The sequence below is a fragment of the Parapusillimonas sp. JC17 genome (assembly GCF_052180245.1).
Lineage (GTDB): Bacteria > Pseudomonadota > Gammaproteobacteria > Burkholderiales > Burkholderiaceae_B > Parapusillimonas.
In genome coordinates, this window is record NZ_CP197474.1 from 191,538 (window position 1) to 217,620 (window position 26,083).

Below are 26,083 nucleotides of genomic sequence, written 5' to 3' on the forward strand. Positions count from 1 at the left end.
GGGTCTGTCCCCTGACCGCGAAAACAGGCCCGGCCCCGATGAAACTAGCGTTTTTTTGCAATAAAGCCCACGACAAACAAGACGATGATCGCGCCGACGATGGACCCGATCCAGCCCGCGCCTTCGCCGGGTTCATAGAAGCCGAGGGCGCCGCCCAGATAACCGGCGACGATGGAACCGACAATACCCAGGATGATGGTCATGATGATGCCCAGCTTCTGATCGCCGGGCATGAGAGCCCGGGCCAGCAGGCCGACAATGAATCCGACGATGATCATGCTGATGATGCCCATGTTTGCTTTCCTTATCAGAGTCCAGGATGATGAAACGGCGCACGGCTGATTCATTCGCCATCATAGGGACGGAAGGCGGGCGAGTCCAGCGCCAATTCGCGATTTTCGTTTCCGGGTGTTAAGGGTTGAGGGGTCAGACCCCGAATGGGGTCTGACCCCATCCAAGAATGTGCAGGGGGCCGGAGGGTCAGACCCACGGGTCTGACCCCATCCAGATGAAGGGGGTCAGACCCCGTACGGGGTCTGACCCCGCGCGACCCCGCGCCTACGCTTCCACTTCCAGTCCTTCCCGCGACAGGTAGTCGAGGGTGGGCATGAGCGAAAGCAGGTGGCGGGAGTATTCGTGCCGGGGCGCGGAGAACAGCGTTTCGGTGTCGGCGACTTCCAGGAGCTCGCCATGGCGCATGACGCCCACGCGGTCGCACATCTGCCGGATGACCGGCAGGTCGTGGCTGATGAACAGAATGGTGAGGCCCAGTGATTCCTGCAAGTCCTTGAGCAGGTTCAGGATCTGGGCCTGGATGGAGACGTCCAGCGCGGAGGTGGGCTCGTCGCAGATCAGGAAGCGCGGCCGGGTGGCGAGTGCGCGCGCGATGCAGATGCGCTGGCGCTGTCCGCCCGAGAACTCGTGGGGAAAGCGGCTAAGCGCCTGCTTGCCCAGTCCGACATAATCCAGCAGGCCGCTGACGATGCGGCGGGTTTCCGCTTCGGTGGGCGCCAGCTTGTGGAAGCGTATGGGTTCGGCCACGATGTCCAGGATGCGCATGCGGGGATTCAGCGACGAGAACGGATCCTGGAACACCATCTGTATCTGCTTGCGAAAATTCCACAGGACGGCTTTGTCGCTCGACTGGGTGATATTGACGCCGTCGAACATCACCGAGCCGCCGCTGGCCTGGTACAGCCCCGAAATGAGCCGGGCGACGGTCGATTTGCCCGAGCCGGACTCGCCCACCAGCCCGAAGACTTCCCCTTCCTTGATCGCGAAGCTGACGTCGCGGACGGCGTCCAGCAGGACGCGGTGCTTCTTGATCAGCGATGACTTGAGCACGAAACGCATGCCCAGGTTCCGGGCTTCGACCAGGGGTCTTTCCTTGTGGTGCTCGTAGCCGTATTGCTGGTTCATCCAGGCCTTCGCGGCGGCGAGGTCGTCGGTGACGGTGGTTTCGGCCACGTCTTCGATGTAGGTCACCATGGGAAAGCGCCGCAGCTTGATGTCGGACCGCGGCACGGCCGAGATGAGGCTCTTGGTGTACCGGTGGCGCGGCGAACCAAGAACCTGCCGGGTCGGGCCTTCCTCGACCAGCTTGCCCCGGTACAGCACCGCCACCCGGTCGGTGATCTCCGCGATCACGCCCATGTCGTGGGTGATGAGGATCATGCCCATTTGCTTCTCTTTGCACAGCTTGCGCAAGAGATCGAGAATCTGGGCCTGTATGGAAACATCCAGTGCCGTGGTCGGCTCGTCGGCGATGATGACTTCGGGCTCGCAGCACAGCGCCAGCGCGATCACCACGCGCTGCCGCATGCCGCCTGAAAACTGATGAGGGTATTGCTCCAGGCGCAGCTCGGGCTGGTCTATGCCCACGCTTTCAAGCAACTGCACGGCGCGTTGCCTGGCCTGCTCGTGCGAAAGATGCAAGTGCACCTGCATGGTTTCGGTCAGCTGGCTTTCTATCGTTTGCAACGGATCCAGAGACGTGAGCGGATCCTGGAAGATCATGCCGATGCGCCGGCCCCGCACACGGCGGAAGGCGGGACGCGGCAGGTTGTCGATGCGTTCTTCGTTCAGGTACACCTGGCCGTCCGTCATGCGGCCCGGGTGTTCCAGCAGCCCGATGACGGCATTGCCGATGGTCGACTTGCCCGCGCCCGACTCGCCCACGACGCCCAGGATTTCTCCTTTTTCCACCGCGAGCGTGACGTCCTGTATGGCCTTGAGCGTGCCGCGCCTGCCGGCGAACTCGATATGCAGATTCTTGATGTCCAGTAATGCCATGCGATTCACTCAGCGGAGCTTGGGGTTGAGCGCATCGCGCAGCCAATCGCCCAGCAGATTGACCGACAGCGCCAGAAGCACGAGCGCGATCCCGGGGAAGATGGAAATCCACCAGTCGCCCGAGAACAGATAGCTGTTGCCGATGCGGATCAGCGTGCCCAGCGACGGCGTGGTCGGCGGGATGCCGACGCCCAGGAAGGAAAGCGTGGCCTCGGTGATGATGGCGATGGCCAGGTGTATGGTCGCGATGACCAGTACCGGTCCCAGCACGTTTGGGAGCACGTGCCGGCGCAGGATCAGGAAGGGCCCCATGCCGATCAGCCTGGCGGCCTGCACGTATTCCTTGTTGCGTTCGACCATGGTCGCGCCGCGCACCGTGCGGGCATACTGCACCCAGCCCGATATGCCGATCGCGAAGATGAGCACATACAGCGAAAGGCTGTCGTGCGAATCGCGCGGCAGCAGCCCTCGCGCGATGCCGTCGACCAGGAGCGCGATGAGGATGGCGGGGAAGGAAAGCTGTACGTCGGCAATGCGCATGATGACGCTGTCGACGCGGCCGCCCGCGTAGCCGCTGATCAGCCCCAGGCTCACGCCCAGGACCAGCGAGAACAGCACCGAGGCAAACCCCACCAGCAGGGAAATGCGCGAGCCATACAGGATGGCGGACAGCATGTCGCGTCCCTGGTCGTCGGTGCCCAGGATGAAGCGCGGATCGCCTTCGGGATTCCAGATCGGCGGGATGTTGGCATCGAGCAGGTCGAGGGTCGACAGGTCGAAGGGATTGTGCGGCGCGATGAGGGGCGCAAACACGGCACCGATGAAGATCGCCAGGGCCACCACCGCGGAAATGATGGCGGTTGGCGATCGAGAGAAACTGTAGAAGATGTCGCTGTCGTAGGCGCGAGAGAGGAAGTTGCTTGCCATGTCGGGTGCTTCTCAGGTTTTCTGCACGCGCAGACGCGGGTCGACGGCAAAATACAGCAGATCGACAATGAGATTGATGATGACGAAGAAGAAGGCGATCAGGAGCAGATAGGCCGCCATGACGGGGATGTCGACCGCGCCGATGGACTGTATGAACAGCAGCCCCATGCCGGGCCATTGGAAGACGGTTTCCGTGATGATGGAGAATGCGATGATCGAGCCCAGCTGCAGGCCGGTGATGGTGATCACGGGCACCAGCGTGTTCTTCAGGGCATGGCGAAAATGGATGCTGCGCTCAGGCAGCCCGCGTGCGCGGCAGAACTTGATGAAGTCGGTTTGCATGACTTCCAGCATTTCCGACCGCACCAGGCGCATGATCAGCGTCATCTGGAACAGCGCGAGCGTGATGGCCGGCATGATCAGGGATTGCCAGCCGCTCTTGGTAAGGAAGCCGGTCGTCCACCATCCCAGGTCGACCACGTCGCCGCGTCCGAAGCTGGGCAGCCAGCGCAGCATGACGCCGAAGAACAGGATCATGAGGATGCCGATCAGGAAGGTCGGGAGCGAGATCCCGATGAGCGACAGCGTCATGAAGCTGCGCGAGATGATCCCGTTGCGCTTCAACGCGGTATAGATGCCCATGGGGATGCCCAGGAACAGCGCAATCAGCGCCGACACCAGGGAAAGCTCCAGCGTGGCCGGCAGGCGGCTTTCGATGAGTTCGCTGACGGGCCGCCGCTGGCGGTACGACATGCCGAAATCGCCTTGCGCCGCGTTGCTGATGAAGCGCCAGTACTGCACCAGGAAGGGGTCGTCCAGGCCAAGCTGCTTGCGCAGCTCGGCCCGTTGCTCCAGGGTGGTGTCCTGCCCCACCATATTATTGATGGGGTCGCCGACATAGCGGAACATGCCAAAAGCAATGAGCCCGACGGCAAGCATTACGAAGACGGACTGGAAGATCCGTCGGGCGACGAAGCTGAGCATGGGTTTAGGGCATCACGACATAGCGGATGTCGAGCACGTCGTCGGCGCGCTGCGCGACCTTGATGCCTTTGCGCACGCCCCACGACATGGGCTGCTGGTGCAGCGGCAGGTAGCCGTAGTCGTTATGCAGCATGGTGAAGGCTTCCTTGATCATCGCATTGCGCTTGGCCTGGTCGGTCTCGACGTCGATCTTGGGAATCAGCGCATCGATCTCCTTGTTGCAGTAGCCGCCCAGGTTGAACTGGCCGGCGGCGGTCTTGGAGTCGCGGCATGCCACCAGGTTGGTCAGGGAGTTGGCAGCGTCGATGGAGCTTGGCGTCCAGCCCAGCAGGTACATGCTGGTGTTGTTGCCGGCCTGCAGCAGGACCTTGGCGAAATACTTGGACTTGGTCTGCGCGAGCAGATCGATCTTGACGCCGATGCGGGCCAGCATGCTGGCAACGGCCTGGCAGACCTTTTCGTCGTTCACGTAGCGGTCGTTGGGGCAGTCGAGCTGGACGGTGAAGCCATCGGGATAGCCGGCGTCCGCGAGCAGCTTCTTCGCCTTGGCGATATCCGGCGTGTACGGCGCGCCGAAGGACTCATCGTAGCCGTTGATCTTGTCGGCGATCAGGGTGCCCAAGGGCTTGGCCGCCCCGCGCATGATCTTCTGGTTGATGACCTTGGTGTCGACGGCCAGGTCGATGGCCTGGCGCACGCGCTTGTCCTTGAAGGGGTTCTTGCCCTTCACGCTGGAAAACAGCAGTTCGTCGCGGTCCTGGTCCATGCCGATGAAGATCGCGCGCGCTTCGGGTTCGTTCAGCACATCGACGTTCGGTTCGCTTTCCAGGCGCGGCCAGTCCTGCACGGGCACGGGAATCACCAAGTCCATTTCGCCGGAAATCAGGGCCGCAACGCGGGTGGATTCCTGGGAGATCGGCTGGAAGACGATCTCGGTGACGTTGGTGGGGATGTCCTTGTTCCAGTAGCCGTCGAAGCGCTTGAGCGTTGTTTTGACGTCGGGCTGGCGGTCCACGATCATGAAGGGGCCCGTGCCGTTTTCATGCAGGTTGGCGTAGTTGCTTTCGCCGCCCTTCACGTTGGTGGCTTCGGTGGTCTTGTTCTTTTCCGCCCACGACTTGCTCATGATATACAGGAAGGTCCAATCGCGGGGCAGGATGGGATTGGGCGTGGGCGTGACGACCTCTACCGTGTGGTCGTCGATCTTGTTGATTTGCGCGGCCTTGGCGCCGTAGCCCTTCATGTCGGAGCCGGGCGTCAGGCTGCGCTTCCAGGAAAAGATGACGTCGTCGGCGGTGAACGGAGTGCCGTCGTGGAACTTCACGCCCTTGCGCAGGTGGAACACCCATTTCGTGGGTTCGGGGTTTTCCCATTTCTCGGCCAGCATGGGAACCAGCTTCAGGTCCTTGTCGTAGGCCGTCAGCGTTTCGTAGAACCAGCTTTGGAAGCCCAGCGTGAAGGTCTCGTTCAGCGACATGGGATCCAGCGACATCATGTCGCCCTGGTAGGCCCATCGAAGCGTCTTGGCCTCGACCTGCTGAGTCAGGCCCAGGCTGAGCGCGAGTGTCGCGGCAACGGCGGTATGCCGAAGAATGCGGGTGAATTTCATGGTTGTCTCCTGCCCTTGTGGTGTTTGATGATGTAGTGGCTGTGGACGGATGCAGCCTTCCGGTTATGCGGTCAGTCGGCCGGTCAGCTTTTCCAGGAATGCCTCGCAGGCCGTGACTTGCGAGATATCGATATATTCATTGGGTTGATGGGCTTGGTCGATGGATCCCGGGCCGCACAGCACGACCGAGAAGCCGCGCTCCTGGAACTGCCCGGCTTCGGCCGCATAAGGCACGACACCGGTATGATGGTGGCCGCACAAGTCGAACACCAGCGCCTGGGCGCCGCCGCCCAGGTCCTGCAAGGGCGGCGCATCGGCCAGGATTTCGGTGCTGATGGACGCGCCGGGCGCGATGGCGCGCATGGCGGGCAGCAGGCTGTTCGCGTATGCTTCAAAGCGCTTCAGGTAGGCGCGCCAATCGTCGCCGGGCAGCGTGCGGATATCCCAGGTGAAGGTGCATTCGCGCGAAATGATGTTAAGCGCAGTGCCGCCATTTACCACGCCCACGTGCAGCGTGGTGTAGGGAGGTTCGAAACGGCATGACGGGTCTGCGTTGGCTTTGTTTTCGGCCATCATGTCGTCAATGAAGGCGATGAGGCGCGCGGCGGTCATGACGGCGCTGACGCCGCGCTGCACCTGGCTGGAATGGGCTTCATGGCCGATGACGGTGGTGCGCAGCGCGGCGATGCCTTTATGCGCGACGATGGGCCGCATGCTGGTGGGCTCGCCCACGATTACGGCGCCCGGGCGCGCGATGTCGGTGGCCAGGCGGTCTATCATGGACGGCGCGCCGAAGCAGCCGATTTCCTCGTCGTAGCTGAGCGCAAAATGAATGGGCCGCTTGAGTGGGGCACGGACCCAGTCGGGCACCATGGCCAGGGCAATGGCCGAAAAGGCCTTCATGTCGCAGGTGCCGCGGCCGAACAGCCGGCCGTCTTTCTCGACCAGCTGGAACGGATCGGTGTCCCAGGGCTGCCCATCGACCGGAACCACGTCGGTATGCCCCGACAGCACGATCCCGCCTTCCACGTTCGGCCCGACCGTGGCGTACAGATTGGCCTTGGTCCCTTCGTCGTTCATGACCAGATGGCCTTCTACACCATGCTGGGCGAGATAGTCGCGGACGTAATGGATGAGATCGAGATTTGAGTTGCGCGATACGGTATCGAAACCGACGAGCCGGGTGATCATATCGAGCGATTGGGGCTTCACTTCTGGGGTCTCCGTGAGTGGTGCAAGAGGCTGCGGCGGCGTATCCTGTTGTGGAACGGCTGCGGCCAGTGCGTGCGCCGGTTATGTTTCTTGTTATCCGGAGCGATGTTAGCCAAGGGGTGCTTGACACGTCAATCATTTGCGTCTCGGGGTATCCCCGCATGTTTTCAGGGGTCAGACCCGGTACGGGGTCTGACCCCCTCCTCGCGCCACGACCAGGGCCAGACCCCACACGGGGCCTCGCCCCTTCAAGGACAAACACATGCCCGACCATCACCGTATCTTCTTTGCCTTGTGGCCGTCCGCGGAAGACGCGGCGCGCCTCATGGAGTGGGCGCATGCGGCGCAGGCGGTTTGCGGCGGACGCATGAATCGGCGCGAGAACCTGCACATGACCCTGGCTTATCTGGGCGAGACGGAACACGAACGGGTGGATGAGCTGCTCGCCGCCGCCGACGGCTGGCAAACCCATGCCGGCACCATGGTGCTGGACCGGTTCGGGCACTTCCCGCGGCCCAAGGTGGTCTGGGCCGGCCCCGCCGCGGACGAAGGCGAGCGCCTGGCATGGCTGCATGCGCTGTATGACGACTTATGGCGCCGTCTCGAACCCCTGGGATGGCGGCGCCCGGACCGCCCGTTCAACCCTCACATAACCTTGCTGCGCAAAGTCGCCTCCTGCGATCCGTCCTGCCTGTCGCCGCCCGACCCTATGGCATGGACACCGCAGCACTGCGTGCTGGTGGCGTCCAGAAGCACGGAAGAAGGGCTGTGGTACGAAGTGTTGTGGGGTCAGACCCCATGCGGGGTCTGACCCCCTTCGCGCCGAGGCCATGCTGCCGGGGTCAGCCCCAGGGTCTGACCCCTCAATCAGTGGCAACGAGGTCAGACCCCGCATGGGGATCAACAGCAACGGGGTCGGACCCCGTACGGGGGTCTGACCCCCTCTCAGCCGTTGACGCCGTTTTTTCCATCTTGTAATATGTCCAACAACCTACAACTAGGGTGCAAGAAAGGAGCAAATTTGAAACCGCTGCAACGATTTACTGTGTTGGATTTGACGCGTGTCCGTTCCGGGCCGGCCGCCGTGCGGCAGTTCGCCGACTGGGGTGCGAACGTGATCAAGATCGAAGAGCCGGGCGATGCCGCTGACGACAAGCCGGGCGGTTCCGCGCAGTTTGCCGATTATCAGAATACGCATCGGAACAAACGCAGCATTACCTTGAATCTGAAGCATCCCAAGGGCAAGGCGCTGTTCATGGAGCTCGTCAAGAAAGCCGACGTGGTGGTCGAGAACTACCGGCCCAGCGTGAAGCACAAGCTCGGCATCGATTACGAGTCGCTCAAGGCCGTCAACCCGCGCATCGTATACGCCAGCGTCTCGGGCTTCGGCCAGGACGGCCCCTATGTGGATCGCCCCGGCCTGGACCAGATCGCCCAGGGCATCAGCGGCCTCATGTCTGTGACCGGCGAACCCGGCCGCGGGCCCATGCGTGCGGGCATTCCAGTGGCGGATCTGACGGCGGGCCTGTTCTGCGCCATCGGCATTTTCATCGCGCTGCTCGAACGCGAGCAATCCGGCGAAGGGCAGTGGGTGCAGACCTCGTTGCTGCAGGCGGGGCTATGGATGATGGATTTCCAGGCCATGCGCTGGCTGATGAACCAGGAAATCCCGGGCCAGAGCGGCAACGATCATCCCACCAGCAGCCCCACCGGCGTCTTCCCCACGCGCAATGGGCACATGAACATCGCGGCCATGGGCAACGACATCTTCATGCGTTTGTGCAAGGTCATCGGCGCCGATGAATTGCTCGACGACGATCGATTCCTGACCGTTCCATTGCGCGCCAAGAATCGCCCGGCGTTGAATGCGGCCATTGCCGACAAGACACGGCTGAAGGATACCGAAGAATGGATCGCCCTGATGAACCAGCAGGGCGTACCTTGCGGACCCATACTCTCGATGAACCAGACCTTCGAGAACGAGCAGGTGCGCCATCTGCAGATGGCGGCGCCGCTGGCGCACCCCAAGCTTGGGGAGATCAGCGTGGTGGGGCAGGCGGTCAAGTTCAGCCGGTCGCAATTCGGCGATCTGAAGCCGGCGCCCGAACGGGGCGAGCACAATGGCTCCGTCTATGCGGAGCTTGGCATCGCCCAGGAAGACATCGAAAGCCTGCGCCAAGAGGGGGTGATATAAGACAGGCTTACTTTTCCATGAACCGGAGCCTGGTTTTCCATGTTTACAGCCTTTGATCGTCCAGACAACCTTCCCGACGCCATCGCCCGCCAAATCCGGCTGAAGATTCTTTCGGCCGAATTCCAGGAGGGTCAGAAGCTGCCGACCGAATTCGAGCTTGCCGAGTCCTTCCAGGTCAGCCGGAATGTGGTTCGGGAAGCAATTGCCCGGCTCAAGCTCAACGGCTTGGTGGAAACGCGGCGCGGGGTGGGCACGTTTGTCGCGGGCAACGTCAATGCGCGCAAGTTCGAGGTGATTGCCGACGATTTGCTGGATGCGGGGCAGCTCAAGCATGTCTATCAGCTGCGCATCGAGATCGAAGCCGGCGCGGCCGCCTTGGCGGCCGAGAACCGGACGGCACGGCAGCTCAAGGCACTGGAAACGGCGCTGCGGGAGACGGACAAGGCGGGCGGAGACTGGCAACGCGGAGCCGAAGCCGCGCTCAAGTTCCATTTGGCGGTCACCCAATGCTCCAACAATCCGTACTTCATCCGGCTGATGGAGCACCTGAGCTATGTGCTGCACAACGCCGTGCGCACCTTGAGGTACAGCACGACGGGCACTGAACGGATCGGGCACATCGAGACGGAGCATCACGAGATCTTCGATGCGATACGGAACCAGGATGCCCAGAAGGCGCGCCAGGCGATGCGCCATCACCTGAGCAACGGCATGGAACGATACGAATACTTGAACAAGAAGGATTAGCATGACAAGAGAACGCTTATTCCAAGGGCGAATTACCGACCAGCTTCTGGTCGAGCGAGAGGGGCGCACCGGCTGGATCACTTTCAATGATCCGGCAAAGCACAATGCGGTGTCCTTCGATATGTGGGCGGGAATACCGGTGGCGCTCAAGGCGTTCGAAGACGATCCGGAGATCTTCTCCGTGGTGCTCACCGGCGCCGGCGACAAGGCCTTCGTCAGCGGCGCGAACATTTCCCAGTTCGAGAAACTGCGCACGGGCGCGACCGCCGTCGAAGAATACGAAGTCGTGGCCGAGTCGGCTCAGCTGGCCATACAGAACTTCAGCAAGCCGCTCATTGCCCGCATCGACGGCTATTGCATAGGCGGCGGAATGAATATCGCCCTGTGCTGCGACATCCGCGTGGCCAGCGACGACTCCGTGTTTTCCATTCCCGCCGCCCGGCTCGGGCTGGGCTACCGCTTCACCGCCATCCAGAACCTGGTGCGTGCCGCCGGCATGGCGAACGCGCTGGAAATCTTCATCACCGCGTCCAAGTACTCGGCCCGGGAAGCAAAGGAACGGAACCTGATCCACACCGTGGTCGCCAAGGCCGACCTCGATGGCGCGGTGGACGGCTACCTGAAAAAAATCAACGCCAACGCGCCGCTGACGGTGGCGGCGGGCAAGAAGATGATCCGCAACCTGTCGGACCGGCTGGTCGACATCGACATGGCGGAAATGAAGTCGCTGGTCCTGCAGTGCTTCGAAAGCGAAGACTACAAGGAAGGAAAGCTTGCATTTTCACAGAAGCGGCCGCCCGAATTCAAAGGCCGCTGATTCGTCAATAACGCTATACAAAAGGAAAGGAAGGAAGAGATGAAAACTGGCAAACTCATGCTGTGCGCGATCGCGTCCGCATTCGTCATGGGCGCGGCTCCCGCCCATGCCGCCTACCCCGATCAGCCTCTGCGCATCGTCGTCGGCTACGCGGCCGGCGGAACCACCGACATTCTCGCTCGCGCATTGGGCGAACAACTGGCCGAAGAGCTGGGCACCTCGGTGGTCATCGAGAACAAGCCGGGGGCGGCAGGCAGCATCGCGGCCGCATACGTGCAAAACGCCAAGCCCGACGGCTACACCGTATTCATCGCTACGGTGTCCAGCCACGGCATGAACCCCGCCCTGTACAACAAGCTGAACTACGATCCAATCAAGGGCTTTACGCCGGTCTCCATGCTGGCGTCCATACCGCTCGTCCTGGTCACCGACCCCAAGCTGAAGTACAAGTTGGTTTCCGACCTGGTCGATGCGGCGAAATCCAAGCCGGGCGTGCTCAACTATTCGTCCAGCGGCAATGGCTCGCCGGTGCATATCGCGGGCGCCATGTTTGCCGATCAGGCCAAGCTCGATATCGTGCATGTGCCGTATCGCGGGGGTGCCGTGGCCAACATGGCGGTCATGAGCGGCGACGCGCAACTGACCTTCGCCACCTTGCCCGCCGCCCTGCCGCAGGTCAAGGCTGGCAAGCTGGACGCGCTGGCCGTCACAACCAAGCAGCGTTCCACCGAGCTGCCCGAAGTGCCGACGATGACCGAGGACAAGAACTTTCCGGGCTATGAAATCAATACCTGGAACGCACTGATGGCGCCCGCAGGCACGCCGGACGAAGTGGTCCAGGTCTTGAACAAAGCGGTCACCAAGGTGCTCAACGCCGGCAAGCTGCAGCAGAGCTTCCGCAACGAAGGCGCGCTGCCCCAGAGCAGCACGCCCGAAGAGCTCAAGACCTTCATCGACCAGCAGCTGGAATACTGGCATGGCGTCGTCAAGAAGCTCGATATCCACTTGAGCTGATGATGCCGAGGGTCGGGCCTCATGAGGGTCAGACCCCATGCGGGGTCAGACCCTTTTTTATCGCGGGGTCAGACCCGATCGGGTCTGACCCCTTCCTCTTTTTTTTGGGGTCAGACCCCGTACGGGGTCTGACCCCTAAAACTGATAACTCGCATGCAGCCCGGCCGTCCAGTTCCGGCCGGGCGCGGGTTCGTAGTAACGGTCGAAACCCGCATTGATGATGGCGGCGCCCGCATAGCGTTTGTTCAGCACATTGTCCACGCGGGCGAAGGCGTTGAATTCCCAATGTTGAAACCGCCACAGATACCCTGCATGAAGCGCGGCGGTAAAGTAGCTTGGCGCCGCGCTGTCGTTGCTGTCGTTCACATACACCTTGCTGAGATAGCGGCCTTCCACGCCGGCGCGCCAGCCCTGGGGCGGCGCCCAATTCAGAGAGGCATAGAGCGCATGCTTGGCGATGCCGGGAATGCGATTGCCTGAAGGGATCAGGTTGGCGGGCGTCTCGCTGCCGGCATAAAAGCTGTCTCGGTACTTCGCATCGAGCCAGGTATAGGCCAACACCCCCTGCCAGTGCCGCGCCAGCTCGCCTTGCCAGCTCAATTCGAAGCCCTTGCGCAAGGTGCGGCCCGCATTGCGGAACGTGCTTCGTCCGCCCAGCGAGTCGGCGGCAACGATTTCATCCTGGGTGCGCGTCTGGAACAACGCCGCGGTTAGCAAGCTGTTTCCGAGGCGGGCTTTCGCGCCGATCTCGACGCTGGTATTGACGGAAGGCTGAAGCGCCAGATTCAAGCCGGCCAGCCCGTCGCTTCGATACGAGAGTTCGTTGAAAGTGGGCGTTTCGAAGCCGCGGCCCACCGTCGCATACAGGTTCAGGTCTTCGGTGGCCTGGTAGCGCAAGGCGGCCATGGGCAACGCCTTCCGGTAGCGCAGCGACCCGCTGTCGTCCTGGTTGCCCGCCTGGATATAGTGATCGTCCGAGCGGAAGTTGACGGTGCTGTAGCGCAAGCCCAGGTCCACCGTCCATTTGTCGGCGAATTCCCAGGACGCTTGCACGTAAGGATCGATGTTCCAGAGATCGTTGGTCTCATCGCGGCGCAGCCGGCCCTTGACGCCCAACTGCTGCGCGCTGCCGGTGCCGACAAAGTTTTCATACCCCTGCCGGTCTTCCCGCAGCACATCGTAGGCGATGCCGCCGATCAAGGTCAGAGGGCGTCCCGCAAGCTGGAGCCGCGACGTCCAGCGCGCGTCCAGGCCGCCATAATTGCGTTCGAGATCGATGACGCCGCCCGAGTGACTGGGCGGCGTTTGCGTGGCGACAGGAATCGCCTGGAACTGCTCGGTCTTTCTTTGACCGTAGTAGGCCATCAGGCGGAGCTCGTTGTCGGCGTCGATGCGGCGCTCGTAGACGAGCCCGCCTTGCGTCTGCTTCACGGTCTTGCGCGTGTCGAACAACAATGCGTTGGGCGCAGCGCTTCGGGGAGCATCCATGAACTCGTCGTATTGCAGGCCTTGCGGGTCTTCCGCTTTGATATACACGCTGTTCAGGATCACGGTCAGCTTGCTGTCGTCGCTCAGCGCCACGCCCAGCTTGGCGTTGCCCAGATTCTTGCGAGCCGCACTATGGTCGCGATAGCCATTGGTGGAATAGCGATTGAGGCTCACCACGTAGTCCAGCGCACCGGCGCCATCGCCGTTCGAGCCGCTCGCCTTCAAGCCATAGCGGCGCTGTCCGTTGCTGCCGGCCATGAAACTGGACTCTATGCGGGGCGGGCCTTCACCGCTCTCGGTGAACACTTGTATGACGCCGCCGGACGAGTTGCCGTACAGTGCGGAAAAAGGCCCTCTCAATACCTCGACGCGTTCCGCGGACGAAATGTCGATGTTGGACGTTTGCCCTTGCCCGTCCGGCATGGTGGCGGGTATGCCGTCAACATACAAGCGAAGGCCTCGCACGCCGAATGTGGAGCGCGAGCCGAAGCCGCGAATCGAAAGCTGCAGGTCTTGGGCGTAGTTTTCGCGATTCTGGGCGAGTATGCCCGGTATGCCGCCCAGGCTCTCTGAAAGATTGACCTGCATCCTGCTGTCTCGCAGGGTGTCCCCGTCGATGAGGCCCACAGACGCCGGCACGTCGAACAGAGGCTGGGCGATCTGCGTGCTGGTGACGACCACGGGCGCCAGTTCGGCGACATTGCGCGGACCGCCGCTTTCAGCGGCGTGCGCGACGGGCAGGGGAAGCAGCAGGCTCAGATAGCTCAGCCTGATCCGGTATGGTGAGGTGGCGATCATTATGCAAGGCCTTATAGGTGATCGGGCGATCCGCAAGCAAGCCGAATGCCCGGGTGGGTGTCGTTGGCCGGCGGCTGCCGCGCCGTTGGGTCGTATCCCACGCTATCATGCGACGGTCTGGCATGGCAGTGCAAGAGGTGGCGTAAAATTTCCCGCGATGCATATTGGGGCGCATGGAATATGAATTCAAACTCGGCTTGGGTGATTTTCGCACTGGGATCCGCCTTTTTCGCCGCCTTGACCGCCATCTTCGGCAAGCTCGGCGTCACCGGCATGAACTCCAATCTTGCGACCTTCATTCGCACGCTGGTGATCGTGGTGGTCATCGCGGGCATCATATCGATGCGCGGCGAATGGGAGAAACCCTCGGGCGTTCCCATGCGCGGCTGGGTCTTCCTCACGCTTTCCGGAATCGCCACCGGCCTGTCCTGGCTATGCTACTACCGGGCGCTGCAGCTCGGGCCGGTCGCCAAGGTGGCGCCCGTGGACAAGCTCAGCGTGGCGCTGGCCATCGTATTGGGCGTGGTGTTCCTGGGCGAAACGCTGACCTGGCCGATCGCGGTCGGAGGCTTGCTGATTCTGGCCGGGTCCATCGTCATCATTGCGTTCTAGGGGCTGCCGGCCCCTCCGGTATGATGGAGTGAACCGCGCTTACAGGAGCGACCATGGGCAGCTTGCGCGCCTTTCTCATTTGTCCCGGCAGGTCTGTGGCCACGCTCGATGCCTTGCCGGCGGAAATACCCGATAACGGCTTCGTATGGCTGGCTTTCGAGCGCGCCGCCTTCAGCGCGGACATCGGCGAACTGCAGGCCTGGCTCGACCGGCATACCGGCATTCCGCTGCTCGATCTGCATATCTCCGACCTGCTCAACGTGCAGTTGCGCTCGCATTTCGATTTCACTTCGTCCTACGACATGCTCATCATTCGTCGTCTGGTCGATGGCGTTGCGCCGCTCGCGAGCGCAACGGGCGCGCAGGCTGCGCGGGGTGCAAGCAAAGGGGAAGCAAGCGCGCCGGCCGCGGTCCGCAGAGTACAGACCACCCCGATCGGCTTCGTGGTGTTTGACCAGGTCCTGATCAGCGTACATACCGAAGGCTGCGGTGTCCTGGGCGCCTACATCGAACGGCTGAAGCAGCTTGCCGAGGTTCCGCCGGGCCGCGCGACAGCGGCTTACGCAGGCGGGCCGATGACTGTTGCAAGACTGCCCGATACACCCGCCGAACTGATGTTGCGCATCGTCAGTCTGATGGTCGACGGCTATCTGGATCTGCGCAAGACCATGACGCGCCAGCTGGACCACTGGCAGCAGAGATTGCTGCGGCCCAGCGTGCGTTTCAACGATTGGGAAGGGTTGCTGAAGTCCAGGCAGGCGCTGCACCACCTTTACGACATTTGCGATGACCAGCGCAACGCGCTGTATCGATGGATCGATGTGCTGGAAGACCAGCCCGTTCCGAACGAACCGGCGGATCAGCACGAGCGCGATCAGCTGCTGGTGCGCAGCCGCGACGTGCTCGAGCACATTGAACGCGTATCGCAACACGTGCAGCAACTGGAGCGCAGCGCCGAAACCGCGGTGCAGATCCATTTCAATATCCAGAGCAACCGCACCAACGACGTCATGCGCACGCTCACCGCCATCACGGCCGTGTTCCTGCCTTTGAACCTGATCGCCGGTATCTTCGGCATGAACTTCGAGCATATCCCCGGCGTGCGCAGCGCCGGCGGCTTCTGGTGGGCCTTGCTCACCATGGGAGGCATCGCGATCGCGCTGTTCATCTACCTGGCGCGCAAGCAGTATCTTTCGAAGAGCGAAGATGACTGACCGCACTGGTGCTACCTGAAGGCGCGTTGACGGGGTCAGACCCCGCACGGGGTCCTGGCGCTTCCGTCCGGTTTGATGGGGTCAGACCCCGTACGGGGTCTGACCCCTGACCACAATTTCAGGGTCTGACCCCGGATCACGATCCTAGATGTTGCGTTCGGTCTGCCTGCGCAAGCGCTCGATGAAGGCCTGTATCAATGCATTGGCCGACGATTCCGTCCATGACAGGAAAATCTGCCGGGACACTTCGCGGTCGGCCAGCGGTATCTTCACGAGCGTCGGATGCTGTATGGTCAGCGCCGTGGAATGCGCCACGATGGCGGCGCCAACACCTTGCGCCAGCATGCTTTCCAGGGCGGTGATGGTGTTCACTTGAATGCAGGGCAAGGAGCGCGTCATCAGGCTGGCATTGACCGTATGGTTGTCGGTCAGGTTGACGATGGTGGTGTCGGCGAAGTCGTCCAGCGTCAGGTAGTCGCGGCCGACGCGCTTGTCGTCTTTGCGGACGATTGCCCAGAACTGTTCCGAGAACAGGCACTGGGACCGGATGTCCGGGCCATTGACGGGTCGGGAGCAGAGCGCGACATCGCATTTCTTGCTGCTGAGCAAGGTCGAGCATGCTGAGGAGTCGCCGTCGAGCACCGAGAATTGCGCGTAGGGGTGGGTCTTGGACAAGTCGGCCAGCACCGGGGATATCACGTCCTGCAGCAGCGATGGCAGGCTGGCAACGCGCAACTGGGGCTTGTCGTGCCGCGCGTCCGGGTTGATGCGATCGACGACGTCCTGCAGGATTTGAACGGCATGGCGCGCGGCCACCAGGAACTCGGCGCCTGCCGCGGTCAATTCGATCTGCTTTTGGGCGTTGGAGCGCACCACCAGCTGCACGCCGATCTTGGATTCGAGCTGTTTCAGCTGGATGCTCAGCGCCGGCTGGGACAGCGAGCACTTTTCAGCGGCTTCCTTCAGCGATTTACTGCCGGCCAGCCATACGAAATTCCGGAGTTCCCTGGTCGATATCGCGGGAAGTCTCATTGCTTGTCTCTTTTAAAAATCAAATGTCGTTATAAACAAACTAAAAGCGGCCGGGGCGGGGCGACTTCTACAATTCTTCCATAAGAATCGTTCAGGAGATCAACATGCTGCACAAAGCGCTTTCCCGGTCGGCCATCCTGCTGGCCAAGCTCGCTCTCGCCACCGGCACGGCGGCGTTATCCATTATGCCAATATCCGCCGGCGCATCGGCCGGCTTTCCGGACAAGCCGATCAGACTCGTCGTGGGCTTTCCGCCCGGAGGCGGTGTGGACGTTGCGGCGCGCGCCCTGGGAAATGTGCTGGGCGAAGAACTCGGGCAACCCATCGTCGTCGAAAACATTCCGGGAGCCGGCGGCAACATTGCCACGGATCGTGTCGTCAAGTCGGCGGGCGACGGCTATACCCTGCTGTTTGGCAGTATTGCGCTGTCCATCAACCCGTCTCTCTATAAGTCGCTGACGTTCGATCCCGTCAAGCAGTTGCGGGCCGTTTCCATGGTTTCGACATCGCCTTATGTGTTGCTGGCCAATGCGCAATCGGGCATAGGCAGCGTGCAGGAGCTGGTGTCGCAGGTGAAGGCGGGCAAGCAGATCGACTATGCCAGTGCGGGCAATGGATCGGGATCGCATCTTTTCATGCAGCAGTTCTCCGACCTGGCGGGCATCAGCATGACGCACATACCGTACCGCGGCGCGACGCCTGCCATGAACGACGTACTGGGCAACCAGGTGCCGGTGGTCTTCGACAGCATCATGACGACCTTGCCGCATATCAAGACAGGAAGGCTGACCGCCCTGGGCCTGAGTTCCATCAAGAAGTCCGTGGTTGCGCCGGAGATCCCGTCTCTGGATGAGCTGGGCATCAAGGGCATGGATTCGACGAGCTGGTTCATCATCTTTGCGCCTGCCGGTACGCCTGACGACGTCGTCCTCAAGCTGGAGCAGGCCATCAACAAGTCGCTCTCGACCCCCGCGCTCAAGCAGCGGTTCGTCGACATGGGCGCCGAAGTGGTTGCCGGAACTTCCCAGGAGGCGCAGAAGTTCTACGAAAGCGAAGTGGCGAAGTGGGCCAAGGTCGTCAGCGCATCGGGCGTGCAGCTGGATTGATCATGCCGCATCTGACTTTGGAAGTCTCCGCGAATCTCGTCCACGTCGTCGATCCGATGCTGGATGCCGTCACGGACGCCTGCCGGCATGGCGGGCACTTCGAGCGGGCCGTGATCATGAGCCGGGCCGTGGTCCACGACAGATATCGTGTCCGGCAGCAAGGCATGTCCGCCTTCGCCAACCTTACCTTGCGGATAAGGCCGGGGCGCAGCGAAGAAGTCAGGGCAGAGCTGGCGCATCGATTGGCGGATGCCGTGCGCCGGGCAATGCAGGACCGGGGCGTCACGACGCCAACCTGCATTACTTGCGAGATACAGGAAATAGACATGCGAACCCGCGCATTGATTTTTGCAGGAGAAAGTTGATGGCAACCATACACGCGATACCGCTTGCCAGAATTCTGGGGCGGGCCGAGAAAACCAAGTTCACTTACCTGAAGGGTTTCGGGCAGAACGTGGAGTTCGGATACTACGCCTGGCTCGTGCAGGATGGCGGCTGCAACATTCTGGTGGACGCCGGCGCGACAGCCACCCAGGCCGTGGAGTCCTGGGGGCGTCCTCCCGAGACGGTGCAGCATGTGCAGACCCTGGAAGAAGGGCTGGCGGCACACGGGCTGACCGTGGACGACATCCACATCGCGATCCTGACCCATCTTCATATGGATCACGTCGCCTACATACACGACCTGAAGAAGGCCAGGAAAATCGTTCAGCGCGTGGAGTGGGAATTCGGCTCCAAGCCGCAGCCCATAGACCGGTACTACGACCATACTTTCATCGAAGGACTGGATTTCGAACAGATCGAGGGCGATCAGCAGATCACGGACAACGTAGGGGTGCTTTTTACGCCGGGACACACACCGGGCGGGCAGTCGGTCTGGGTGCGCACGGCGCAGGGCGTGGGAATCATCACCGGCTTCTGCTGCATCCAGGAGAACTTCGGATCCTGCCCCTGCGGCTCGCCGGAGCACGATCTCACCATACCCGGCATTCATCAGAACTCCATGGATGCCTACAACAGCATGGTCAAGGTCTGGAATGCCGCCGACTTCATCGTTGCCAATCACGACGCCAAATACATCACTGAGAGCAAGGTAGGTTAAGAAATGGATATCAAGAAGGCCAAAGCGCTGTTGAGCAGTGTCTACGGAGACGTCGACTGGGTCGACGTGCTATGCCGCTACAGCCCCAAGAAAGCCGTGGGCCTGGCTTATGTGGCGGAAGGTATTTTCAACCGTTCGGTCCTGCCGGAAAAGATCAAGCATTTCATATTGCTCGTGATCTATCTTTCGCAGGGCCGGGCGGACTTGGTCAAGCTGCACGCCCAACTGGCAAGAAGCGCGGGCGCCAGCGATGCCGAACTGATCGAAACGCTGGAAGTCTTCCTGCCTTCGCGCGGCGTGCACATGTTCAGCGAGGGCCTGCGCCTGATCGGCGTCGATGCGCAAACGCTGCCCGCGTCGGAAGAGGCCGATACGGCACACGAGCCTGTCGATGTCGTGGACATGCTGGCTTACTTTGAAAGCGTGCTGCATGGGCTGCCGCCATTCGTGACCCTGCTTGCGGAACACAAGCCGGAGCTCCTGCAAGGCTATTACGTACTGCGCAGCGAGAACCTGCGCGAAGGCGTCCTGCTGCATAAGTACAAGGAGCTGCTGCTCGTCGCGCTCAATACCTCGGAGCGCTATACCGAAGGCGCGCGCATCCATGTGGTCAACGCCATGGAGAACGGCGCGTCGGCGGAGGAAGTCGTGGACGCCATGACGACCGCGATATTGTCGGGCGGCGTGCCCGGCTGGATCGAGGGCAGCAAGGCATTCGTCGCGGGCAGCCAGGCGGTGGCGGTTGCTGCGTAGCGGGAGCGATGGGGACAGACCCCGTACGGGGTCTGTCCCCTGATCACGAGTTTTCCGGCGCAGCTTGCATCCATGCGGAGGCGGCGCCGCGTGTCGGGTAGCCTACCGTATCAGCGCCTCCAGCTCCGTCAATTGTTCTTCGAGTGGAAGGCTGGCATTCAGTACCGGCACCTTGCCGTCCACGACGGCATCCGGTCTTTTCAACGCCGCCACATAGCTCTCCCAGTGGGTGATCTTCCATTCATCGCGCGGATCGGCGCGGTCGACGATGCGCTGGCGGCGCACATCGAGCGGTAGTTCCAGCCAGACGTGACGCAATCGCGTGGCGGGCGGAAAGCCCAGGGCCTGGGTGGAAAACAGGGCCGATGAGGCCAGTTCGCGGCTCCATGGCGCAGGAAACACCACATTCAGGCCAAACTCCAGTTGATCTCTTGCAATGCGCAGCGTGCTGGCATATTCCAGATCGCGCACTTTCTCTTTGAACAAAGGACTGTCGCGATCGTCGGGACTTTCGCCCAGTGCCTCCAGGAACGGCCCCGACCAGCATTCGCTGACGACGTCCTTGTCGAGCACGCACCAGCAGCGTCCCTGTTGTCGCTGCCGTTCAATGAAATGGCTGGTCAGGAACGATTTGCCGGTGCCTGCATGGCCGAGTACGAATAATGCCGTGGTGTCGCTCAAGATGATGGCTCGAAATGGAATGGAATATCTAATAGTAAGACAAAGGGGTCAGACCCCGTACGGTAAGACAAAAGGGGTCAGACCCCGTACGGGGTCTGACCCCATCTCATCCACCGCAAGGCCGGGGTCGGCCCCCGCATGGGGTCCGACCCCTCCACTTCAAGGCGGAGTCCTGGCAAATGCCTGCGCCAGATAATCCACCATGGCACGTACTTTGGCGGGAGGGCGACGGTCGGGCGGGTACAGCACATGGATGCCGCCTAGCGGCATGACCGGCTTGTCCAGTTCCAGCGCCACCAGCTCGCCGCGATCCAGGGCATCGCCCACGATGAAGTGCGGCTGATAGATGAGGCCCTGTCCGCCCACCGCTGCGGCCAGCAAGGCGTCGCCATTGTTGGCCAGCAAGTCTCCGTTGATTGGCACGGCGAATTCCCCATCGAGGCCGAACAGCCATTGCTTGCCGTTCTGCATGGCGGACAAGGTGTAGCTGAGGCAATTGTGCTGGGAGAGTTCCGCAACGCGTCTTGGCACGCCGCGCCGGTCCAGGTAAGCCGGTGCGGCGCAGATCAGCATGGCGCAGTCGCCCAGCCGGCGGGCTTGCAGCGGGCTATCGGCCAGCCGGCCGATGCGTATGGCCAGGTCCCAGTTTCCCGCAATCAAGTCCAGCTGTGCGTCGCTGAGGCCGAGTTCGATCTTCACTTCGGGGTACTGGCGGCTGAATTCGGGAATCAGGGGGGCGATGAAGCGGCTGCCGAAGGATAGCGGCACATTCATGCGTAGCAAGCCGGTCGCCTTGATGCGCTGCGAGGCGGCCGCCGCTTCGGCCTCGTCGATATCCGGCAGGATGCGCTGGCAGGCCTCCAGATAGTCGCTGCCCGCTTCGGTGAGCGCCAGGCGGCGCGTGCTGCGATGGAAGAGCTTGACGCCCAGGCGCGCTTCCAGCGCGTTCACATGCTTTGTGGCCATGGCGGGCGACATGCCCATGTGGCGTGCCGCGGCGGACAGGCTGCCGGCACTGGCGGCACGCACGAAGACGCGCATGCTGGTAATGCGGTCCATATTCAGCTCCTACTAATAGTATGAAGTGTTAGCGCATTTTAGCCGGTTCTATATCTTCCATGAAAGAGTCATACTTTAACCATGAGTTCAACAGGGAGATTCGCAATGAATGCTAGTACGTCCGTCTCCGCCGGCAAGAAGGAACGCATGCCGGCCTTCTTTATTCCCCATGGTGCGGGGCCGTGTTTCTTCATGGATTGGCAGCCGGTCGACACCTGGGACAGGATGGCGGTTTTTCTGAAAGGCTTGGCGGACACCCTGCCGGCCCGGCCGCGTGCCATCGTCCTGGTTTCGGGTCACTGGCTGGAACCGCAATTCCGCACCACCGGAAATGCGCAGCCGCCGTTGATCTACGACTACTACGGCTTTCCGGCCCACACCTACGAGCTGACCTTCCCCGCTCCGGGAGAACCGGAATTGGCATCGGCTGTGGTGCAGCGCTTGCAGCAGCACGGAGAGGCCGCCCAGGTGGACGGCGAGCGCGGCTTCGACCACGGTGTTTTCATACCGCTGAAGCTGGTCGTCCCCAAGGCGGATATCCCGGTGATACAGCTGTCCTTGAGGCGCGACCTGGACCCGGCCGCGCACATCGAGGCGGGCAAGGCACTGGCATCGCTGCGCGACGAAGGCGTGCTCATCATAGGCAGCGGCATGAGCTTTCACAATATGCGCGGCTATGGCGATCCGCGATACACGCCGGTATCGGCCGAGTTCGACGACTGGCTTACCAAGGCAGTGGAAAGCGAACCCGCGCAACGCAATGCCTTGCTGCAAGCCTGGACTCGGGCGCCCCATGCGCGCGATTGCCACCCGATGGGCGGCGAAGAGCATCTGATTCCGTTGATGGTGGTCGCCGGCGCCGCAGGTGATTCCATGGGCCGGAAGGTCTACTCGGAAAAGATTATGGAAACCACGATTTCAGCATACCGCTTCGGTTGAGTTTCGAGACCGAAAACTACAGGAGAAACCAATGATTATCGATCTTTCAGGAAAAACGGCAGTTGTCACCGGCTCGACAGGCGGGATAGGGCTGGCAATCGCCACCGGCCTGGCCCGTGCCGGGGCGAGGACCGTCATCGTCGGCCGGCAGCAGGAGCGCGTCGATGCCGCTCTGGCGCAACTGCGCGAAGCCAGCGGCCGCCAGGACGTGGCCGGCGTGGTGTGCGACCCGGGTACCGTCGAAGGCTGCGAGGCCCTGATCGCGCAGGAGCCGGATGCGGATATCCTGGTCAACAACCTGGGCATCTACGGCGCACGCGAGTTCTTCGATATCGACGATGCGCTGTGGCAGGAGTTCTTCGACGTCAACGTCATGAGCGGCGTGCGGCTGGCGCGCCACTATGCCCAGGGCATGCGTGACCGCGGCTGGGGCCGGATTCAATTCATTTCCAGCGAGTCGGCATTGAATATCCCGACTGAAATGGTCCATTACGGCGTCAGCAAGGCCGCGCTGCAGGGCTTGTCGCGCGGACTGGCAAAGGTGATGGCGGGCACGGGCGTTACGGTCAATACGATACTGCCGGGCCCGACCCGCACCGAAGGCGCGGTGAAGATGATGGCGGACCTGGCTGCCGAACGCGGCGTTTCGCCGTCGGAGATGGAAGCGATATTCCTGCAGGAGAACCGGCCATCCACCTTGCTGCGGCGCTTTGCCAGTCCCGAAGAGGTGGCCAATCTTTGCGTCTATGCGGCGTCGCCCCAGGCCAGCGCCACCACGGGTGCGGCATTGCGGGTCGAAGGCGGAATCGTCGAGAGCATAGCCTGAACAGAAAGGAGCAGACATGAGCGGCGACACACCAGAACGTTACGGCGGCATCACGCGATTTTTCCACTGGGGCATGGCCGTGCTGGTCGGTTGGCAATTTCTGAAGTTCTTCGACCGCATTGCCGAAGGCGAACATTGGGTGGGCCAGACCCTGGTCCCCTGGCACATCTCCATCGGGACGCTGTTCCTGCTGCTGATCGCGTTGCGGATCATCTGGGCGGCGGCACAGAAAAATCAGCGCCCGCGGCATGATCCAGCCGTCGCCTTCCCGGTGAAAGCAGGGCACTTCCTGCTGTACGCCGGCATGGTCTTGCTGCCCATTACCGGCATCCTGACCATGATAGGCAACGGCTACGGCTTGTCCGCCTTTGGCGTGGAGTTCGCGGCCCAAGGAAACGAGACTCCGTGGATGGCCTCGTTGGGCAGCCTGCATTCGCCGATCGCCTGGCTGTTGCTGGCGATGGTCGTCGGCCACGTGTTCATGGCGCTGTTGCATCATTTCGTGAAGAAGGACGGGGTGTTGCGGCGCATGGTTTGAGGTTTCCCGTACCATGGCCGGAGCGTAGATCTTCGCAACGTTCCGCAGCGGCGCTGTTCGCTCGGTCTATTCGTCACAATACTTGTCCGCAACTGTACTGAACGAACGAACTCGGTGCCACGCTTATCGAAGATCATTAACGCTACAGCCCAATACGGTAAGGACCATATTGGGCTGGCTGCTATTAAGTTTCACTGTTGAGTCAATCTCAGGACTTTCCAGGATGGTATCCGATTTCCTCTGCGAGTTTGGTCCAAAGCTCGGTGCTTTCCGCCAAGTCGCGTGTATATCGCTCGGCTGTATCGTCTACTACCGGCTCCATCGCTTGAGCCTTCATTTGTTCCTGGACGGCGGGGTTCTTCACAGCTCGGCTAATTGCCGCTTGCAGGCTCGCGATTACGTCCGCTGGTGTTCCTTTCGGTGCAAGCACGCCATATGGCACATAGCTCACAACGTTTGGCATGCCGCTTTCGGCGAAGGTTGGAACTTCGGGCAGATAAGGCGATCGCATTTCGGATGCTACGGCGAGCGCTTTGATCTGCTTGGACTCCAACTGCGGCAGACTGACAGCCACAGTCTCGAAACCGAGTTGCACATGGTCGCCGATTAGATCTGTGAGAGCTTGGGCGGCCCCCTTGTATTGAACGATGGGCAGCTTCAAGCCTGTCAGGCTTTTGAAGCGAGCACCATTCAGGTAAGAGAAAGTGGCCGACGCCGAAATATTCAGTTTGGACTCATGCTGCTTGGCATAATCGACAAACTCATTCACGGTGCTGGCGGGCACCTTTTGGTTCGTGACCATCAGGAACGGTGTCTGCGCGACACGGCTAATCGGAGCAAAATCGTGATATATGTTATACGGCAGAGACGGAACGGTCAGCTTCGTGATTGTGACGTCAGAGCCGGCGGATAGCAGTAATGTATAGCCGTCGGGTGCCGCTTTTGCGACATGGTTGGCGCCTATTGTCCCGGTGGCGCCGGCGCGGTTCTCAACGATAACGGTTTGACCCAGCTCCTGGCCAAGCTGTTTGGCGACGATACGTGCAATGATATCGGTGCCGCCGCCAGCCGGATATCCAACCACCAGGCTAATAGGCTTGGTCGGATAGTCGCTAGCGGCATGGGAGGGAATTGTGGCGGCCATCAGCAGCGCCGCTGAGGCTACGAGTACGAAACGTTTGTGCATCTCGGTATTCCTTTATATGAGGTATTGTGCTGTCCATTGCTTATTGAACGGGAGATTCCAGGTTCTGAAGGAAGTCCTTCATAGCGGATGCAAGCTCGTTAGGAGCTTCTAGCTGGATCGCATGCTTTAATCCCTGAAGGATCACAAGCTCCGCATTGGGCATTGCATCTGAAATTTGTCGATTCAGCCTTGGGTTGCAGCCTCCGTCCATTTCACCAGTGCATACCAGAGTTGATGCCTTAATCTCGTGCAGCCACGGACTCATTTCAGTCTCTGCATAGATACGGAAGACGTTCAGGAACACGGTTTCATCGGTAGTCAATACTTGCTCGCGCCGCCATTGCACGGTGTCCTGATTTTCTGCCTTGAAGCCATCAGTGAACCAACGCTCGACCAGCGTATCCAGCATTGGGGCGACACCCTTCTTTTCCATCGCTTGGACAATGCTTGATACTTTTTGACGGTCCTCCGCAGTGCGAAACGCGGCAGTGCTAAGCAAGCCTAGCGATAGTATGCGTTCGCTATATTTACGTGCATAGGCGGGACCAATCATGCCACCGAGAGAATGGCCCATGACGTGCATGCGTTCCAGGCCTAGCTTAGCTCGCAGGGCTTCGAGGTCTTCGACGAGATCATCTAGCTCGAATGCGGTAGAGGGAAGAGGCGATTCACCATGGCCGCGCAGATCGTAGGCGATGCATTGGAAATCTTCTTTTAGTATCTGAATAACGCTCGACCAGCTTTCCTTGCGAGCGCCGATTCCATGTACTAGAACGAGCGGCGGCCCTTCACCTTGCTGGATGTGTGCGCAAGAAACTGGCGTTGAAGTTAGCTGCTGCATGTCATGTCTCCTTATCGAATCCTATGTGAGTCTTGCGACGCGCTGATTCGCCTAGGTTCGAAGATGAGCATGCCAGCGAGCGCATTCAAAACGGACCCCGGTTTCATCGCTT

General features: G+C 61.2%; 26 protein-coding genes. 14 read left to right on the top strand and 12 right to left on the bottom strand.

The features are described from left to right. Window positions 1-44: 44 nt before the first annotated feature. The 6 genes from ACSBPU_RS00865 to argE form a co-directional block, all read right to left on the bottom strand. Window positions 45-293 carry a GlsB/YeaQ/YmgE family stress response membrane protein gene (locus ACSBPU_RS00865; protein ID WP_442594728.1) on the bottom strand — a complete coding sequence of 83 codons (249 nt, stop codon included), beginning with the start codon at window positions 291-293 and terminating at the stop codon, window positions 45-47. Window positions 294-558: 265 nt separating this feature from the next. Further along, complete coding sequence (locus tag ACSBPU_RS00870) at window positions 559-2,292, bottom strand: dipeptide ABC transporter ATP-binding protein (RefSeq protein WP_442594730.1); 1,734 nt, start codon at window positions 2,290-2,292, stop codon at window positions 559-561. 9 nt (window positions 2,293-2,301) lie between these two features. Beyond that, on the bottom strand, window positions 2,302-3,219 hold the full coding sequence (locus ACSBPU_RS00875; protein ID WP_180071132.1) for an ABC transporter permease subunit: 918 nt from the start codon (window positions 3,217-3,219) through the stop codon (window positions 2,302-2,304). A gap of 12 nt (window positions 3,220-3,231) precedes the next feature. Next, window positions 3,232-4,203, bottom strand: coding sequence for an ABC transporter permease (locus ACSBPU_RS00880; RefSeq protein ID WP_442594732.1), 972 nt, complete (start codon window positions 4,201-4,203; stop codon window positions 3,232-3,234). Between the two features lie 4 nt (window positions 4,204-4,207). Further along, the gene (locus tag ACSBPU_RS00885; RefSeq protein ID WP_442594734.1) at window positions 4,208-5,812 is read right to left on the bottom strand and encodes an ABC transporter substrate-binding protein; all 1,605 of its coding nucleotides are present in this window, start codon (window positions 5,810-5,812) and stop codon (window positions 4,208-4,210) included. Between the two features lie 63 nt (window positions 5,813-5,875). Beyond that, window positions 5,876-7,024 (bottom strand): acetylornithine deacetylase, encoded by a 1,149-nt coding sequence (gene argE / locus ACSBPU_RS00890; RefSeq protein ID WP_442594736.1) that lies wholly within the window; start codon window positions 7,022-7,024, stop codon window positions 5,876-5,878. Between the two features lie 262 nt (window positions 7,025-7,286). Here argE and thpR point away from each other — a divergent pair, with 262 nt between their 5' ends. From thpR to ACSBPU_RS00915, 5 genes are all read left to right on the top strand, one after another. Next, window positions 7,287-7,835, top strand: a complete 549-nt coding sequence (gene thpR / locus ACSBPU_RS00895) for an RNA 2',3'-cyclic phosphodiesterase (RefSeq protein WP_442594738.1) — start codon at window positions 7,287-7,289, stop codon at window positions 7,833-7,835. A gap of 168 nt (window positions 7,836-8,003) precedes the next feature. Continuing rightward, on the top strand, window positions 8,004-9,218 hold the full coding sequence (locus tag ACSBPU_RS00900; RefSeq protein WP_442594740.1) for a CaiB/BaiF CoA transferase family protein: 1,215 nt from the start codon (window positions 8,004-8,006) through the stop codon (window positions 9,216-9,218). A gap of 39 nt (window positions 9,219-9,257) precedes the next feature. Beyond that, entirely contained in the window at window positions 9,258-9,965 is a 708-nt protein-coding gene (locus tag ACSBPU_RS00905) for a FadR/GntR family transcriptional regulator (RefSeq protein ID WP_442594742.1), read from the top strand. Between the two features lies 1 nt (window position 9,966). Continuing rightward, the gene (locus ACSBPU_RS00910) at window positions 9,967-10,782 is read left to right on the top strand and encodes an enoyl-CoA hydratase (protein WP_442594744.1); all 816 of its coding nucleotides are present in this window, start codon (window positions 9,967-9,969) and stop codon (window positions 10,780-10,782) included. 39 nt (window positions 10,783-10,821) lie between these two features. After that, a complete protein-coding gene (locus ACSBPU_RS00915; protein ID WP_442594746.1) occupies window positions 10,822-11,796 on the top strand; it encodes a Bug family tripartite tricarboxylate transporter substrate binding protein in 975 nt (324 codons plus the stop codon). 135 nt (window positions 11,797-11,931) lie between these two features. Here the strand turns inward: ACSBPU_RS00915 and ACSBPU_RS00920 are convergent, their stop codons facing one another. Beyond that, window positions 11,932-14,082, bottom strand: a complete 2,151-nt coding sequence (locus tag ACSBPU_RS00920) for a TonB-dependent receptor domain-containing protein (protein WP_442594748.1) — start codon at window positions 14,080-14,082, stop codon at window positions 11,932-11,934. A 180-nt stretch (window positions 14,083-14,262) separates the two neighbouring features. On the opposite strand from ACSBPU_RS00920, the gene ACSBPU_RS00925 reads away from it, so the two are divergent. Beyond that, window positions 14,263-14,694, top strand: coding sequence for an EamA family transporter (locus ACSBPU_RS00925; RefSeq protein WP_442594750.1), 432 nt, complete (start codon window positions 14,263-14,265; stop codon window positions 14,692-14,694). Between the two features lie 53 nt (window positions 14,695-14,747). Beyond that, window positions 14,748-15,908 carry a magnesium transporter CorA family protein gene (locus ACSBPU_RS00930; RefSeq protein ID WP_442594752.1) on the top strand — a complete coding sequence of 387 codons (1,161 nt, stop codon included), beginning with the start codon at window positions 14,748-14,750 and terminating at the stop codon, window positions 15,906-15,908. A 144-nt stretch (window positions 15,909-16,052) separates the two neighbouring features. On the opposite strand, the gene ACSBPU_RS00935 is transcribed toward ACSBPU_RS00930, so the two are convergent. Continuing rightward, the gene (locus tag ACSBPU_RS00935) at window positions 16,053-16,940 is read right to left on the bottom strand and encodes a LysR family transcriptional regulator (protein ID WP_442594754.1); all 888 of its coding nucleotides are present in this window, start codon (window positions 16,938-16,940) and stop codon (window positions 16,053-16,055) included. Window positions 16,941-17,044: 104 nt separating this feature from the next. Between ACSBPU_RS00935 and ACSBPU_RS00940 the strand changes: the two genes are divergently transcribed. The 4 genes from ACSBPU_RS00940 to ACSBPU_RS00955 are packed head-to-tail and all read left to right on the top strand — an operon-like array spanning window position 17,045 to window position 19,901. Then, a complete protein-coding gene (locus tag ACSBPU_RS00940; RefSeq protein WP_442594756.1) occupies window positions 17,045-18,046 on the top strand; it encodes a Bug family tripartite tricarboxylate transporter substrate binding protein in 1,002 nt (333 codons plus the stop codon). Between the two features lie 2 nt (window positions 18,047-18,048). Further along, window positions 18,049-18,411: a 5-carboxymethyl-2-hydroxymuconate Delta-isomerase gene (locus ACSBPU_RS00945; RefSeq protein WP_442594758.1), complete on the top strand. Its 363-nt coding sequence runs from the start codon at window positions 18,049-18,051 to the stop codon at window positions 18,409-18,411. Continuing rightward, a complete protein-coding gene (locus tag ACSBPU_RS00950) occupies window positions 18,411-19,148 on the top strand; it encodes an N-acyl homoserine lactonase family protein (RefSeq protein ID WP_442594760.1) in 738 nt (245 codons plus the stop codon). Before ACSBPU_RS00945 ends, ACSBPU_RS00950 begins: the two co-directional genes overlap by 1 nt. 3 nt (window positions 19,149-19,151) lie before the next feature. Continuing rightward, complete coding sequence (locus tag ACSBPU_RS00955; RefSeq protein ID WP_442594762.1) at window positions 19,152-19,901, top strand: carboxymuconolactone decarboxylase family protein; 750 nt, start codon at window positions 19,152-19,154, stop codon at window positions 19,899-19,901. Between the two features lie 102 nt (window positions 19,902-20,003). On the opposite strand, the gene ACSBPU_RS00960 is transcribed toward ACSBPU_RS00955, so the two are convergent. Both ACSBPU_RS00960 and ACSBPU_RS00965 read right to left on the bottom strand, forming a co-directional pair. After that, window positions 20,004-20,582, bottom strand: a complete 579-nt coding sequence (locus ACSBPU_RS00960; protein ID WP_442594764.1) for an AAA family ATPase — start codon at window positions 20,580-20,582, stop codon at window positions 20,004-20,006. A gap of 159 nt (window positions 20,583-20,741) precedes the next feature. Next, window positions 20,742-21,641 (bottom strand): LysR family transcriptional regulator, encoded by a 900-nt coding sequence (locus tag ACSBPU_RS00965; protein ID WP_442594766.1) that lies wholly within the window; start codon window positions 21,639-21,641, stop codon window positions 20,742-20,744. 105 nt (window positions 21,642-21,746) lie between these two features. Between ACSBPU_RS00965 and ACSBPU_RS00970 the strand changes: the two genes are divergently transcribed. Genes ACSBPU_RS00970 through ACSBPU_RS00980 form a run of 3 tightly spaced genes read left to right on the top strand, consistent with a single transcriptional unit; the run spans window position 21,747 to window position 23,944 of the window. Then, on the top strand, window positions 21,747-22,580 hold the full coding sequence (locus ACSBPU_RS00970; protein ID WP_442594768.1) for a DODA-type extradiol aromatic ring-opening family dioxygenase: 834 nt from the start codon (window positions 21,747-21,749) through the stop codon (window positions 22,578-22,580). Between the two features lie 31 nt (window positions 22,581-22,611). Next, on the top strand, window positions 22,612-23,406 hold the full coding sequence (locus ACSBPU_RS00975) for an SDR family NAD(P)-dependent oxidoreductase (protein WP_442594770.1): 795 nt from the start codon (window positions 22,612-22,614) through the stop codon (window positions 23,404-23,406). 16 nt (window positions 23,407-23,422) lie between these two features. Then, on the top strand, window positions 23,423-23,944 hold the full coding sequence (locus ACSBPU_RS00980; RefSeq protein ID WP_442594772.1) for a cytochrome b: 522 nt from the start codon (window positions 23,423-23,425) through the stop codon (window positions 23,942-23,944). Window positions 23,945-24,152: 208 nt separating this feature from the next. On the opposite strand, the gene ACSBPU_RS00985 is transcribed toward ACSBPU_RS00980, so the two are convergent. Together ACSBPU_RS00985 and ACSBPU_RS00990 are read right to left on the bottom strand one after the other, a co-directional pair. Beyond that, window positions 24,153-25,130: a Bug family tripartite tricarboxylate transporter substrate binding protein gene (locus ACSBPU_RS00985; RefSeq protein WP_442594774.1), complete on the bottom strand. Its 978-nt coding sequence runs from the start codon at window positions 25,128-25,130 to the stop codon at window positions 24,153-24,155. 40 nt (window positions 25,131-25,170) lie between these two features. Then, entirely contained in the window at window positions 25,171-25,971 is an 801-nt protein-coding gene (locus tag ACSBPU_RS00990) for an alpha/beta fold hydrolase (RefSeq protein WP_442594776.1), read from the bottom strand. Between the last annotated feature and the right edge of the window lie 112 nt (window positions 25,972-26,083).

Excerpts from the sequence above, each read along its gene's own strand:
- ACSBPU_RS00865 (WP_442594728.1), bottom strand. The coding sequence starts at position 293 with ATGGGCATCATCAGCATGATCATCGTCGGATTCATTGTCGGCCTGCTG.
- ACSBPU_RS00870 (WP_442594730.1), bottom strand. The coding sequence starts at position 2,292 with ATGGCATTACTGGACATCAAGAATCTGCATATCGAGTTCGCCGGCAGG.
- ACSBPU_RS00875 (WP_180071132.1), bottom strand. The coding sequence starts at position 3,219 with ATGGCAAGCAACTTCCTCTCTCGCGCCTACGACAGCGACATCTTCTAC.
- ACSBPU_RS00880 (WP_442594732.1), bottom strand. The coding sequence starts at position 4,203 with ATGCTCAGCTTCGTCGCCCGACGGATCTTCCAGTCCGTCTTCGTAATG.
- ACSBPU_RS00885 (WP_442594734.1), bottom strand. The coding sequence starts at position 5,812 with ATGAAATTCACCCGCATTCTTCGGCATACCGCCGTTGCCGCGACACTC.
- thpR (WP_442594738.1), top strand. The coding sequence starts at position 7,287 with ATGCCCGACCATCACCGTATCTTCTTTGCCTTGTGGCCGTCCGCGGAA.
- ACSBPU_RS00900 (WP_442594740.1), top strand. The coding sequence starts at position 8,004 with ATGTCCAACAACCTACAACTAGGGTGCAAGAAAGGAGCAAATTTGAAA.
- ACSBPU_RS00905 (WP_442594742.1), top strand. The coding sequence starts at position 9,258 with ATGTTTACAGCCTTTGATCGTCCAGACAACCTTCCCGACGCCATCGCC.
- ACSBPU_RS00910 (WP_442594744.1), top strand. The coding sequence starts at position 9,967 with ATGACAAGAGAACGCTTATTCCAAGGGCGAATTACCGACCAGCTTCTG.
- ACSBPU_RS00915 (WP_442594746.1), top strand. The coding sequence starts at position 10,822 with ATGAAAACTGGCAAACTCATGCTGTGCGCGATCGCGTCCGCATTCGTC.
- ACSBPU_RS00920 (WP_442594748.1), bottom strand. The coding sequence starts at position 14,082 with ATGATCGCCACCTCACCATACCGGATCAGGCTGAGCTATCTGAGCCTG.
- ACSBPU_RS00925 (WP_442594750.1), top strand. The coding sequence starts at position 14,263 with ATGAATTCAAACTCGGCTTGGGTGATTTTCGCACTGGGATCCGCCTTT.
- ACSBPU_RS00930 (WP_442594752.1), top strand. The coding sequence starts at position 14,748 with ATGGGCAGCTTGCGCGCCTTTCTCATTTGTCCCGGCAGGTCTGTGGCC.
- ACSBPU_RS00935 (WP_442594754.1), bottom strand. The coding sequence starts at position 16,940 with ATGAGACTTCCCGCGATATCGACCAGGGAACTCCGGAATTTCGTATGG.
- ACSBPU_RS00940 (WP_442594756.1), top strand. The coding sequence starts at position 17,045 with ATGCTGCACAAAGCGCTTTCCCGGTCGGCCATCCTGCTGGCCAAGCTC.
- ACSBPU_RS00945 (WP_442594758.1), top strand. The coding sequence starts at position 18,049 with ATGCCGCATCTGACTTTGGAAGTCTCCGCGAATCTCGTCCACGTCGTC.
- ACSBPU_RS00950 (WP_442594760.1), top strand. The coding sequence starts at position 18,411 with ATGGCAACCATACACGCGATACCGCTTGCCAGAATTCTGGGGCGGGCC.
- ACSBPU_RS00955 (WP_442594762.1), top strand. The coding sequence starts at position 19,152 with ATGGATATCAAGAAGGCCAAAGCGCTGTTGAGCAGTGTCTACGGAGAC.
- ACSBPU_RS00965 (WP_442594766.1), bottom strand. The coding sequence starts at position 21,641 with ATGGACCGCATTACCAGCATGCGCGTCTTCGTGCGTGCCGCCAGTGCC.
- ACSBPU_RS00970 (WP_442594768.1), top strand. The coding sequence starts at position 21,747 with ATGAATGCTAGTACGTCCGTCTCCGCCGGCAAGAAGGAACGCATGCCG.
- ACSBPU_RS00975 (WP_442594770.1), top strand. The coding sequence starts at position 22,612 with ATGATTATCGATCTTTCAGGAAAAACGGCAGTTGTCACCGGCTCGACA.
- ACSBPU_RS00980 (WP_442594772.1), top strand. The coding sequence starts at position 23,423 with ATGAGCGGCGACACACCAGAACGTTACGGCGGCATCACGCGATTTTTC.
- ACSBPU_RS00985 (WP_442594774.1), bottom strand. The coding sequence starts at position 25,130 with ATGCACAAACGTTTCGTACTCGTAGCCTCAGCGGCGCTGCTGATGGCC.
- ACSBPU_RS00990 (WP_442594776.1), bottom strand. The coding sequence starts at position 25,971 with ATGCAGCAGCTAACTTCAACGCCAGTTTCTTGCGCACACATCCAGCAA.